This window comes from Paraburkholderia tropica, from assembly GCF_900109265.1.
Lineage (GTDB): Bacteria > Pseudomonadota > Gammaproteobacteria > Burkholderiales > Burkholderiaceae > Paraburkholderia > Paraburkholderia tropica.
In genome coordinates this window covers 187,782-199,524 of sequence record NZ_FNZM01000009.1, presented here as the reverse complement: position 1 = coordinate 199,524, position 11,743 = coordinate 187,782, and the positions used below count along the sequence as shown (strand labels likewise).

Below are 11,743 nucleotides of genomic sequence, written 5' to 3'. Positions count from 1 at the left end.
AAGGGCCGCTGGAAGGGCATTGCAGCAGCCGTCCCGCGGATGGTCGGCGGCCCCGCGCAAAGAGTTTTGCAGTGCGGCATTCTCAATTCGGGTCCAGCGATGTTAGAATGCTTCGTGACGGGCCTCCTCGCATGGTGGGGCGGTCAACCTGGTCAGGTCGGGAACGAAGCAGCCACAGCCGTTTTCCGCCAGTGCCGAGGGTCAGGCTCGTCACCTTCGCTTTTTCTTCTTGCGCCTCGGGCGCGTCTTGCAGCATCCCCTCGCAGTTTTCCGTCGATCGTCTCCGGTTTTTCTATTGCGCCAGCTTGCTCGCATAGCATCCGGTTTCCGCACGTTTATCGTTTCGCGTCATGCCCGTTTGCACCAGCGTCGAGCGGTTTTTGCGCGCGCTTTCGCACCGGTTTTGCCGCGCATGGGCGACCCCGTTCCGCGCGCCTGCACACAAGGCGTTCGGCGCCTTCCGATTCATCGGAGCGCGCGGGCGTTGCTGATACAATTTCCGGATGACCTATCAAGTTCTCGCACGCAAGTGGCGACCGAAGGATTTCGCTTCGCTCGTCGGACAGGAGCACGTGGTGCGCGCGCTCACGCATGCGCTCGACGGCGGGCGTCTCCATCACGCGTACCTCTTCACGGGCACGCGCGGCGTGGGCAAGACGACGCTCTCGCGCATCTTCGCCAAGGCGCTCAATTGCGAGACCGGCGTGACGTCCAAGCCGTGCGGCGTGTGTCGCGCGTGCCGGGAAATCGACGAAGGGCGCTTTGTCGATTACGTGGAAATGGATGCGGCGAGTAATCGCGGCGTCGACGAAATGGCCGCGCTGCTCGAGCGCGCCGTCTACGCGCCGGTCGATGCGCGCTTCAAGGTCTATATGATCGACGAAGTGCACATGCTCACGAACCACGCCTTCAACGCGATGCTGAAGACGCTGGAAGAGCCGCCGCCGCACGTGAAGTTCATTCTCGCGACGACCGATCCGCAAAAGATTCCGGTCACCGTGCTTTCGCGCTGTCTGCAATTCAATTTGAAGCAGATGCCGGCCGGCAATATCGTCGAGCATCTGACGCATATTCTCGGCGAAGAAAAAGTCGAGTTCGAGCCGCAGGCGCTGCGTCTGCTTGCGCGCGCCGCCGACGGTTCGATGCGCGACGCGCTCTCGCTGACCGATCAGGCGATCGCGTATTCGGCCAATCAGGTGACGGAAGAGGCCGTGCGCGGCATGCTCGGCGCACTCGACCAGAGCTATCTGATTCGCCTGATCGACGCGCTGGTGGCCGGCGACGGCCCCAACGTGCTGTCGATCGCCGACGAAATGGCGCTGCGCAGCCTGTCGTTCTCCACGGCGCTGCAGGATCTCGCGAGTCTGTTCCATCGCATCGGCTGGGCGCAATTTGCGCCGGCTTCGGTGCTCGACGAATGGCCCGAGGCCGACGATGTGCGCCGCTTCGCGCAGGCGCTGAATCCGGAACAGGTCCAGCTTTATTATCAGATCGCCACGCTGGGTCGTAGCGAACTGGGTCTCGCGCCCGACGAGTATGCGGGTTTCACGATGGCGCTGCTGCGCATGCTGGCGTTCGAGCCTTCTGTGAGCGCGGGGAGTGTCGGTAGCGCGCCGGCGTCGAAGCCGGCTGCGGCGGGTGTCGCGAGCAGCGCAGCGAGTGCGCGTGCGTCGGCGCCGGCTGTGAGCGCCGCGCCGGTATCGCGTGCCGATGCGCAGCCGCAGGTTGCCGCGCCCGTTGCTGCGCCGCGTGTGACTGTGCCGGTTGCTCCGGTCACGTCGGTCGCGCCGGTTACGCCGGGCGTCGTTACGCCGGAGCCCGCGCCTGTTGCGGCCGCGAAGCCGGTGGAGCCCGCGCCTGCTGAACCCGCGAAGGTTGAAACGAGCGCCGCGCAGCCGCGCGTCGTGCCGCCGTGGGAAGACGAAGCGACCGCAGCTCCGGTTCAGGCCGAAGCCGCTGCCGCGCCGGTCGAGGCTGTCAGCGCGGAAGCCGTGGCGGAGTCGCCGCTTGCATCGCCGGAACCGGCTTCGATCGAAGCCGCGAGCGCGAAACCGGCGGATGAAGCCGTCGCAGCGGCTGAGCCTGTTGCCGCCGAACCCGCGCCCGCGCCTGTGCCTGCCCAAACGCAGCAAGCGTCCGACGACCCGTTCGAATCGCCCGCTGCATCGGCGGGCGGACGCAGCGGCGCGAGCGCCGCGCTCGATCTGCTGCGCAACAAGGGCCTGCGCGTCTCGACGGATCGTTCCGCCGCGCGCACGCCGGCCGGCGCCTCCGCGCCTGCTGCGCCCGCGCCGAAACTCGACAAGCCGCGCATGGAAGTGAAGGTGCCGACGCCCGATCCCGCGCGTCGCGCCGCTGCGGCGCAGGAAGCGCAGGAAGCGCAGGCGCAGGCGCGTGCGCCGCGCGCCGCTGCCGCGCGTCAGGATGCGTCCGACGCGCCGCCGTGGGGCAGTCAGTTCGACGACATGCCGCCCGACGATTACATGCCGATCGGTGCCGACGATGCGTATTTCTCGTCGTCCGATGACGGCTTCGCGCCGTCGTTCGACAACGGAAACGCCGCGCCGCGCGCGAGTTCAGCCGCTTCCGCTGCTGTCGTCGACGTGAGCAAGCTGCCGCCGGGCATCGCGCTCGACGCGATCGGCTTCAACGGCGACTGGCCCGCGCTGGCCGCGACGCTGCCGCTCAAGGGCATTTCGTATCAGCTCGCGTTCAACAGCGAACTGACCGCGCTCGATGGCGGCGTGCTCAAGCTCAGCGTGCCGGTGCCGCAGTACGCGGAAAGCTCGCAGGTCGCCAAGCTCAAGACGGCGCTCGCGGAAGCGCTCGGCAAGCCCGTCGAGGTCGACGTGACGGTCGGTCCGGCGCGCCGCACGGCCGCCGCGCTCGACGCCGCCGCGCGCGCCGAGCGTCAGCGCGACGCCGAACGCGTGATCGGTGCCGATCCGTTCGTGCAGCAACTGATTCGCGACTTCGGCGCGAGCATCGTGCCCGGTTCGATCCGGCCGATCGCGCCCGAAGCCGCGCAGGGCGGCCAGGCCGCCCATTGAATTGCGCCGCGCGGCGCGGAGCGTGCTCCGTCGCCGCGCGCGTGACGCATCACCATGATCCACAAGGAGCAATGAAATGTTGAAAGGCCAACTCGCCGGGCTCATGAAGCAAGCCCAGCAGATGCAGGAAAACATGAAGAAGGCGCAGGAGCAGCTGGCCCAGATCGAAGTCGAGGGGCAGGCGGGCGCCGGTCTCGTCAAGGTGACGATGACCTGCCGTAACGACGTGCGCCGCGTGTCGATCGATCCGAGCCTGCTCGCCGACGACAAGGACATGCTCGAAGACCTCGTCGCCGCTGCGTTCAACGACGCCGTGCGCAAGGCCGAAGCCACGTCGCAGGAAAAGATGAGCGGCATGACGGCCGGTCTGCCGATTCCGCCGGGCTTCAAGATGCCGTTCTAAGGCAGGTTGCCGCGTGCCGCGGGTCCGCATGGACCGGCGTGCGCGCGCACCGCTGATGTACCGATGTACCCGCGCCGGGCCGCGCATGCGCGTGGCCCTGTGCACGGTTTGCCGCGCGAGCAGAACGGCTCGCTGAGCGGCTTTGCTGGTTGACTTGAGCGCGCGTCGATGGCGGGATCATCGATCGCTCTTGTCCGTTTATCGTCCGCTTACCGCTTTGCCGCGCTGAATCCGCATGAAACAACCTTCCGCCCTGTCGGCGCTCGTCGAAGCGCTGCGCGTGTTGCCCGGCGTCGGGCCGAAGTCGGCGCAGCGCATGGCCTATCACCTGATGCAGCACGACCGCGAAGGCGCTGAAAAGCTCGGCCGTGCGCTCACGTTCGCCACCGAGAACCTCAAGCACTGCGAGAAGTGCAACACGTTTACCGAAGCTCAGGTGTGCGAAACCTGTCTCGACGATGAGCGCGATCCCACGCTGCTCTGCGTGGTCGAGACGCCCGCCGACCAGATCATGCTCGAACAGACCCTTACGTATCGCGGGCTGTATTTCGTGCTGATGGGGCATCTGAGCCCGCTCGACGGCATCGGTCCCAAGGAAATTCATTTTGACCGCCTCGTGAAGCGCGCCTCCGACGGCGTCGTCAAGGAAGTCGTGCTCGCAACCAACTTCACGAACGAAGGCGAGGCGACCGCGCACTATCTCGGCCAGACGCTCAAGGCGCGCGGCCTCGCGGTCACGCGACTCGCGCGCGGCGTGCCGGTGGGCGGCGAACTCGAATACGTCGACGCGGGCACGATTGCGCGCGCGATGCTCGACCGCCGCTCGATGTAAGCGGCTCGATGCAAGCGGCTCGATGCAAGCGACCCGAGACGCAGCGAAGAACACGCAAGGAGACACATGAGCGCAGCCGCATCCAACGAATCCGGCGCCCAGACGGGAGCCAACACCGGCGCGAACGCCGATGCAAAAAGCGCGGGTCCGCTCGCGGGCGTGAAGGTGCTCGAACTCGGCACGCTGATCGCGGGCCCGTTCGCCGCGCGTTTTCTGGGCGAGTTCGGCGCCGAAGTCATCAAGATCGAGGACCCGAAGGGCGGCGACCCGCTGCGCAAGTGGCGCAAGCTCTGGCCCGAGGCCGGCGGCACATCGCTCTGGTGGGCCGTGCAGGCGCGTAACAAGAAGTCGGTGACGGTCAATCTCAAGGCCGAAGAGGGCAAGGAGATCGTGCGTCGTCTGGCGGCGGAGGCGGACATCGTCGTCGAGAACTTCCGGCCCGGGCTGCTCGAAAAACTCGGGCTCGGTTACGACGTGCTCTCGAAGCACAACCCCGGTCTCGTGATGGTGCGGCTGTCGGGCTATGGCCAGACCGGGCCGTATCGCGATCGTCCGGGCTTCGGCGCGATTGCCGAGTCGATGGGCGGTCTGCGTCACATCACCGGCTATCCCGAACTGCCGCCGCCGCGCATCGGCATTTCGATCGGCGATTCGATCGCGGCGCTGCATGGCGTGATCGGCGCGATGATGGCGCTGCATCATCGCAACATGAACGGCGGCAGCGGTCAGATCGTCGACGTGGCGCTCTACGAAGCCGTCTTCAACATGATGGAAAGCGTGGTGCCCGAATATGGCGTGTACGGCATGGTGCGCGAGCGCACGGGTGCGTCGCTGCCGGGCATCGTGCCGTCGAATACGTATCCGTGCCGCGACGGCAGCATCGTGATCGGCGGCAATAGCGATCCGATTTTCAAACGGCTGATGACGGCGATCGAGCGCGAGGATCTCGCCAGCGATCCCGCGCTCGCGCACAACGACGGTCGCGTGCCGCGCACCGCCGAGATCGATGGCGCGATTGCCGCGTGGCTGTCGTCGCGCACCATCGACGAGGCGCTCGACGTGCTCAATGCCGCCGACGTGCCCGCGGGCCGCATCTACAGCGCCGCAGACATGTTCACCGATCCGCAGTTCGCCGCGCGCCAGATGATCCAGCAGTTCCGCTGGCAGACGAAGGGCGCGAATGGTGAAGCTGGCGAGCCGGGCGAGGGCGTCGATATCGCGCTGCCCGGCGTCACGCCCAAGCTCTCGGCGACGCCTGGCGACACGCGCTGGCTCGGTCCGGCGCTCGGCGAGCACACCGACGAAGTGCTGCGCTCGCTCGGCTACGACGCCGATCAGATCGCGCGGCTGCACGAGCAGCAGGTCGTGTAGCGCGCGGCGGCCTGCGTGGCCGTTGCAACAACAAAAAGGCTCGCATTCAGCGAGCCTTTTTTCATTGTGCGCGAACCGGATGCCGGTTCCGGACGCCGATTCGCGACTCAGGGTTCGATGACGATCTTGCCGGTGACCTTGCGCGAGGCCATGTCCTTGAGCGCCTGCGCGGTTTCGTCGAGCGTGTAGCGCTTCGAGACATACGGCTTGAGCTTGCCTTCGCCGATCCAGCCGACCATCTCCGCGAACGCAGCCGCATTGTTCTTCGGTTCGCGGCGCGCGTAATCGCCCCAGAACACGCCGACGAGACTCGCGCCCTTGAGCAGCGCGAGATTGAGCGGCAGCTTCGGAATCTCGCCGTTGGCGAAGCCGACCACCAGATAGCGCCCGCGCCAGCCGATGCTGCGGAACGCCGGTTCCGCATACTCGCCGCCGACCGGATCGTAGATCACGTCCGGGCCCTTGCCGTCGGTGAGCGCCTTGATGCGCTCGCGCAGATCCTCGGTCGTGTAGTTGATGGTCGCGTCGGCGCCGAAGCGGCGGCAGACTTCAAGCTTTTCTTCGCTCGATGCCGCCGCGATCACGCGTGCGCCCAGCGCCTTGCCGATCTCCACCGCCGCGAGGCCCACGCCGCCCGCCGCGCCGAGCACGAGCATCGTCTCGCCCGCACGCAGCGCCGCGCGGTCGACCACCGCGTGATGCGAGGTGCCGTAGGCGAGCGTGAAGGCGGCGGCCGTCGCGAAGTCGGCGCCTTCGGGCAGCGGCACGCAGGCGGCCGCTTCGGCGATGGCCTGCTGCGCAAAGCCGCCGTTGCCCACGTAGGCGACCACGCGCGTGCCGGGCGCGAACTTCACGCCTTCGCCCGCTGCGCGCACGATGCCCGCGACTTCCGCACCCGGCGTGAACGGCAACTGCGGCTTGACCTGATATTTGTTCTCGATGATCAGCACGTCGGGGAAGTTGACGGCCGCGGCTTTCACGTCGATGACGACCTGGCCCGCGCCCGGCACGAGGTCGGGCAGTTCCTCGATCGAGAGCGTGTCGGGCGGGCCGTACTGGTTGCAGCGGATTGCGCGCATCGTGTCTCCTGTCTTGTCACTTCGGTCATGGATACTGCACAGCAGCACAGTGTACGGCAATCCGACAGATTGCGAACGGTCGTGCAGTTTTCTTTCGAAGAAGCATACAAGAGGAACATCGGAAAATGGCCCTGCGATCTCATGAAAGCGATCGTAGGAATGCGCCGCGCGTGGAGTCGTAAGCGGCGACGCAGCGGGCCTCCGCCTGTCGTTCGCCTGCCTTCTTTCCTCGGTTACAATCGGCTGATGCGAATCCTGATCAGCAACGACGACGGTTACCTCGCCCCCGGCCTTGCCGCGCTTTACGAAGCGATCAAGCCGCTCGGCGAAGTCACGGTGATGGCGCCCGAGCAGAACTGCAGCGCCGCTTCCAACTCGCTCACGCTGTGGCGCCCGCTTTCGGTGTTGCGCTCGGCCTCGACGGGCTTTTATTACGTCAACGGCACGCCCACCGACTCCGTGCATATCGCGCTCACGGGCATGCTCGAGCACAAGCCCGATCTCGTCGTGTCCGGCATCAACAACGGCCAGAACATGGGCGAAGACACGCTTTACTCGGGCACGGTCGCGGCGGCAACCGAAGGCATCATGTTCGGCGTGCCCGCCATTGCGTTCTCGCTCGTCGAGAAGGATTGGGTGCACCTCGATTCCGCCGCGCGCGTCGCGGCCGAAATCGTCAAGCATTACCTCGAACATCCGCTGCCGGACAGCCCGCTGCTGAACGTCAACATCCCGAACCTGCCCTACGAGGAAATCGGCGACTGGCGCGTGACGCGCCTCGGCAAGCGCCATCCCTCGCAGCCCGTGATCCGCGAAACCAATCCGCGCGGCGAACCGATCTACTGGATCGGTCCGTCGGGCAGCGCGCGCGACGCGAGCGAGGGCACGGACTTCCACGCAGTCGCGAACGGTCATGTGTCGATCACGCCGCTGCAACTCGACCTCACGCATACGCACATGTTGCCGGCGACGCACGACTGGGTGCGCCAGGGCGGCGGCGCTTCATGACGGGCGAGCGCACGAAGCGTTTCCCGCTGGGCCTCGCGGATCTCGTGCGCGAGCCGCGTCGTCGCGACGACGCGCGCGGTTCGCTCGCGTCCGCGAGCAAGCCCGGCATCGCGAAGGGCACGGTCGCGAAGGCCGCGCCGGGTGCGCGCGGTCCGGGCGCATCGGGTGTCGTGGGCGCGGGCACCGGCGTCAAGGCCGCCAAGCCGCCGGGCGCCGCGCACAGCGCGGCTTCGCCCGCGCGCAAATCCGCGCATCCTGGCCATCTTTCCGGTGGTTCGTCGGGTAGTTCACTGGGTAGTTCGCCAGGCAGCGCGTCGGCCAAGCCGCGTGCCGATCTCGGCACGCGTGCCGCGCAATCGTTTCAAGGGGCGTCGGCGCCGTCCGCCAGGCCGTCTCAGCCGCACACGGCCGTGCAGGCGCGGCCGCACGTGACGCCCAGCGCCGGTGCGCCCGGCGTTGCGCTCAACGGTGCACTTGCGCTGACTTCGGAACGGGTGCGCGAACGCATGGTCGAACGCCTGCGTGCCAATGGCGTGACCGATCCGCGCGTGCTGCAGGCGCTCGCGGCCGTGCCGCGCCACATGTTCGTCGATCCGGGTCTCGCGGCCCAGGCTTACGAAGATGCGGCGCTGCCGATCGGTCATCACCAGACCATCTCGAAGCCTTCGGTCGTCGCCCGCATGCTGGAACTCGCGGGCGCGGGCCGGGAGCTCGACCGCGTGCTCGAAATCGGCACGGGCTGCGGCTATCAGGCCGCGGTCTTGAGCCGGATTGCACGCGATGTGTATTCGATTGAACGCATCAAGCCGTTATACGAGCGCGCGAAGACGAACCTGCGTCCGCTGCGCATCCCGAACATCCGCTTGCATTACGGCGACGGACGGCTCGGTTTGCCGTCGGCGGCGCCGTTCGACGCGGTTGTGATTGCCGCCGCGGGCTTCGACGTGCCGCAGGCGCTGCTCGAGCAGCTCGCCATTGGCGGCCGGCTCGTGGCGCCGGTCGCCGAGCAGGACGAACAGACCCAGGTGCTCACGCTCGTGGAGCGCACGGGTCCGGCGCAATGGCGGGAGTCGCGGCTTGATCGCGTTTTCTTTGTCCCTTTAAAATCCGGAGTGATCTGAAACCGATGAGTATGTTGCGCGCGATGCAAAGAAAACGCTTGAATATCGACCTGACCGCGGCCCAACGCAGTGCCTCGGTCATCGCGCTCTGTCTCCTGACGGCCTGCGCGACGCGTCTCGACAACGCGCCCGTCGTTGACCGCACCGCACCGCTCGGTACGGCCGGCGCGCAGCCGCCGGTGCCGCTCGGTCCGCCGCCTCCGGGATATTACCGGGTGAAGCCGGGCGACACTCTCTATAGGATTGCGCTCGAAAACGGTCAGAACTATCGCGACATCGCCACGTGGAACAACCTCACCAATCCGAACCAGATTGAGGTGGATCAGTTGCTGCGTGTCGTGCCGCCGGGTGCGAGCAATGCTGCGGCCTACACGCCGGGCGTCGTGACCGCACCTGTGCCGGGTATGGCGGCTTCGCCGCCGCCGGGCTCGCAGGCTGCCATGCCGCCGATGATCGGTTCGGGTGCGAATGCCACGTCGGCGCCGCAAGCCGCCGTGCCGCCCGCTGCCAGCACGGGCGACATGGCCGCGGCGCCGGGCGGCAGCATCGCGCTCGCGTGGCCGGTGCGCGGTCCGTTGCTCAACGGCTTCGACGATTCGAAGAACAAGGGCATCAATATCGGCGGCGCAGCGGGCGATCCGGTCAAGGCAGCAGGCGATGGCCGCGTGGTTTATGCCGGAAATGGGCTGCGCGGATACGGCAATCTCATTATCATCAAGCATGACGCCACGTTTTTGACAGCGTACGCACACAACCGGGCTTTGATGGTAAAAGAGGGCGATGCGGTCACCAAGGGACAGAAGATTGCCGAAATGGGCAATACTGACTCCGATCGCGTGATGCTGCATTTCGAAGTACGCCGTCAGGGCAAGCCCGTCGACCCACTGAAGTACTTGCCGCCGCAATAAAGCGAGCCGACCATGCCGAAATCGAAGCGCCGTCTGCAGCAAGCCGAGTCTGACAGTCAAGCCGCCCAGGTTTCGGTGGAGGACGGCGCGCAGGCGGCCGACGACGAGGAGCGCGATTTCGAGGAGCGCGAGGAACGCGAAGAGCGTGAATCGGGCTCCGAAGAAAGTAGCAGCCGCGAAGGCGAAGAGGGCGCCGCGCCCTCGGACGCCGACGATTTCCGCGCCATCCTTCAGGCCGAGCTCACGGCCGACACCATCCAGCATTATCTGAACCGGATCAGCGTCAAGCCGCTGCTCACCGTCGAGGAGGAGCAGCGCTACTCGCGTCTGGCGAAGGCCGGCGAGTTCGAGGCGCGTCAGGTCATGATCGAGCGCAATTTGCGTCTCGTCGTGAGCATTGCGAAAGGTTATCTGAATCGCGGCGTGCCTTTGCTCGATCTCATCGAGGAAGGCAACCTCGGTCTCATGCACGCGATCGAGAAGTTCGATCCTACGCGCGGCTTCCGGTTTTCTACCTACGCCACCTGGTGGATCCGTCAGAGTATCGAGCGCGCGATCATGAACCAGGCACGCACGGTGCGCCTGCCCGTGCACGTGATCCGCGAACTCAACCAGGTGCTGCGCGCCAAGCGCCATCTGGAGAAGAATTCGATGAACACCAACGCGGCGTCGGAACGGCGCGACGCGAGCATCGACGACATCGCCTATCTCACCGGCAAGACCACCGAGGAAGTCACCGACATCCTCGCGCTCAACGAGCATACGGCTTCGCTCGACGCGCCGCTCGATCTCGATCCTGCGAGCAGTCTGCTCGATCTGCTGTCCGACGACCAGAGCCAGTCGCCCGATGCCGAAGTGCAGCATCGCGAACTGGAAACGCTGACGCGCGCATGGCTCGGCCGTTTGTCGGACAAGCATCGTCACGTCATTGAACGGCGCTTTGGCCTGAACCATATCGAACCGGCCACACTCGAAGAACTGGCCGACGAAATGGGCCTCACGCGCGAGCGCGTGCGGCAGATCCAGCAGGAAGCGCTGGTGCGCCTCAAACGCTTTTTCGCGTCGAACGGCGTGCGCAAGGACGCCGTTCTCTAAGCCCGACTCACCCAGAACAACCCCTTCGGCGCGTGCTGTCCGCGCCGATTCCGTGCTGCTATCCGGTATGACACCTGTACTCGTATTCGACATCGAGACGATTCCCGATGTGGACGGCATTCGCCGTCTCGAAGATCTGCCCGCCACGCTCACCGACGCCGAAGTGGCCGAACACGCGTTCGCCGCGCGCCGCGAGAAGACGGGCAGCGATTTCCTGCCGCATCATCTGCAACGCGTGGCCGCGATTTCCTGTGTGTTCCGCGACGGCCAGGGCTTTCGCGTGCGCTCGCTCGGCACGCCCGGTGACGGCGAGGCCAAGCTGATCGACTCGTTCTATCGCACCATCGAGAAGTATTCGCCGCAACTGGTGTCGTGGAACGGCGGTGGCTTCGATCTGCCCGTGCTGCACTACCGCGCGCTGGTGCACGGCATTCGCGCGGTGCGCTACTGGGAAATGGGCGATGCGGACCGCGAGTTCAAGTGGAACAACTACATCAGCCGCTATCACTCGCGTCACACCGACCTGATGGACCTGCTCGCGATGTACCAGGCGCGCGCCAACGCGCCGCTCGACGCGCTCGCGAAGCTGTGCGGCTTCCCGGGCAAGCTCGGCATGGACGGCGGCCAGGTGTGGACGGCGTTCCAGGCGGGCCAGATCGAGGAAATCCGCAATTACTGCGAAACGGACGTGGTCAATACGTATCTGCTTTACTGCCGCTTTCAGATGATGCGCGGCGGCTTCAGCGAGCGTGAATATGCGGACGAAATCACCTTCGTGAAGCAGTCGCTCGCGGCCGAAACGGCGCCGCACTGGGACGAATATCTGAAGGCGTTCGGCGACGCCGAGTAAGTCGGTGCGGCACGCGTTCGTGCTCG

General features: G+C 66.2%; 10 protein-coding genes and 1 other RNA gene. 10 read left to right on the top strand and 1 reads right to left on the bottom strand.

What is annotated here, in order from left to right; genetic code table 11:
• Window positions 1-116 precede the first annotated feature (116 nt).
• The 5 genes from ffs to BMY06_RS16715 all read left to right on the top strand — a co-directional run bounded on the left by ffs (window position 117) and on the right by BMY06_RS16715 (window position 5,656).
• An RNA gene (ffs, locus tag BMY06_RS16735) (signal recognition particle sRNA small type) lies at window positions 117-215 on the top strand.
• 288 nt (window positions 216-503) lie between these two features.
• A complete protein-coding gene (locus tag BMY06_RS16730; RefSeq protein ID WP_074984217.1) occupies window positions 504-3,050 on the top strand; it encodes a DNA polymerase III subunit gamma/tau in 2,547 nt (848 codons plus the stop codon).
• Window positions 3,051-3,126: 76 nt separating this feature from the next.
• Entirely contained in the window at window positions 3,127-3,453 is a 327-nt protein-coding gene (locus BMY06_RS16725) for a YbaB/EbfC family nucleoid-associated protein (protein ID WP_027818382.1), read from the top strand.
• A 235-nt stretch (window positions 3,454-3,688) separates the two neighbouring features.
• Window positions 3,689-4,285 (top strand): recombination mediator RecR, encoded by a 597-nt coding sequence (gene recR, locus BMY06_RS16720; protein WP_065060041.1) that lies wholly within the window; start codon window positions 3,689-3,691, stop codon window positions 4,283-4,285.
• Between the two features lie 66 nt (window positions 4,286-4,351).
• Window positions 4,352-5,656, top strand: a complete 1,305-nt coding sequence (locus BMY06_RS16715) for a CaiB/BaiF CoA transferase family protein (protein WP_065060040.1) — start codon at window positions 4,352-4,354, stop codon at window positions 5,654-5,656.
• Between the two features lie 107 nt (window positions 5,657-5,763).
• Here the strand turns inward: BMY06_RS16715 and BMY06_RS16710 are convergent, their stop codons facing one another.
• Window positions 5,764-6,735, bottom strand: coding sequence for an NADPH:quinone oxidoreductase family protein (locus tag BMY06_RS16710; protein WP_074984216.1), 972 nt, complete (start codon window positions 6,733-6,735; stop codon window positions 5,764-5,766).
• Window positions 6,736-6,981: 246 nt separating this feature from the next.
• On the opposite strand from BMY06_RS16710, the gene surE reads away from it, so the two are divergent.
• From surE to BMY06_RS16685, 5 genes are all read left to right on the top strand, one after another.
• Window positions 6,982-7,743 (top strand): 5'/3'-nucleotidase SurE, encoded by a 762-nt coding sequence (surE, locus tag BMY06_RS16705; protein WP_074984214.1) that lies wholly within the window; start codon window positions 6,982-6,984, stop codon window positions 7,741-7,743.
• Complete coding sequence (locus tag BMY06_RS16700) at window positions 7,740-8,864, top strand: protein-L-isoaspartate(D-aspartate) O-methyltransferase (protein ID WP_074984213.1); 1,125 nt, start codon at window positions 7,740-7,742, stop codon at window positions 8,862-8,864. The genes surE and BMY06_RS16700 overlap by 4 nt, the downstream gene beginning before the upstream one ends.
• 5 nt (window positions 8,865-8,869) lie before the next feature.
• On the top strand, window positions 8,870-9,772 hold the full coding sequence (locus BMY06_RS16695; protein WP_065060036.1) for a peptidoglycan DD-metalloendopeptidase family protein: 903 nt from the start codon (window positions 8,870-8,872) through the stop codon (window positions 9,770-9,772).
• A 12-nt stretch (window positions 9,773-9,784) separates the two neighbouring features.
• On the top strand, window positions 9,785-10,867 hold the full coding sequence (gene rpoS / locus BMY06_RS16690; RefSeq protein ID WP_074984211.1) for an RNA polymerase sigma factor RpoS: 1,083 nt from the start codon (window positions 9,785-9,787) through the stop codon (window positions 10,865-10,867).
• 67 nt (window positions 10,868-10,934) lie between these two features.
• Window positions 10,935-11,717, top strand: a complete 783-nt coding sequence (locus tag BMY06_RS16685) for a 3'-5' exonuclease (RefSeq protein ID WP_074984210.1) — start codon at window positions 10,935-10,937, stop codon at window positions 11,715-11,717.
• Window positions 11,718-11,743: the final 26 nt, after the last annotated feature.

Coding starts and splice junctions, on each gene's coding strand:
- rpoS (WP_074984211.1), top strand. CDS start 9,785: ATGCCGAAATCGAAGCGCCGTCTGCAGCAAGCCGAGTCTGACAGTCAA.
- recR (WP_065060041.1), top strand. CDS start 3,689: ATGAAACAACCTTCCGCCCTGTCGGCGCTCGTCGAAGCGCTGCGCGTG.
- BMY06_RS16730 (WP_074984217.1), top strand. CDS start 504: ATGACCTATCAAGTTCTCGCACGCAAGTGGCGACCGAAGGATTTCGCT.
- BMY06_RS16700 (WP_074984213.1), top strand. CDS start 7,740: ATGACGGGCGAGCGCACGAAGCGTTTCCCGCTGGGCCTCGCGGATCTC.
- BMY06_RS16695 (WP_065060036.1), top strand. CDS start 8,870: ATGAGTATGTTGCGCGCGATGCAAAGAAAACGCTTGAATATCGACCTG.
- surE (WP_074984214.1), top strand. CDS start 6,982: ATGCGAATCCTGATCAGCAACGACGACGGTTACCTCGCCCCCGGCCTT.
- BMY06_RS16685 (WP_074984210.1), top strand. CDS start 10,935: ATGACACCTGTACTCGTATTCGACATCGAGACGATTCCCGATGTGGAC.
- BMY06_RS16715 (WP_065060040.1), top strand. CDS start 4,352: ATGAGCGCAGCCGCATCCAACGAATCCGGCGCCCAGACGGGAGCCAAC.
- BMY06_RS16725 (WP_027818382.1), top strand. CDS start 3,127: ATGTTGAAAGGCCAACTCGCCGGGCTCATGAAGCAAGCCCAGCAGATG.
- BMY06_RS16710 (WP_074984216.1), bottom strand. CDS start 6,735: ATGCGCGCAATCCGCTGCAACCAGTACGGCCCGCCCGACACGCTCTCG.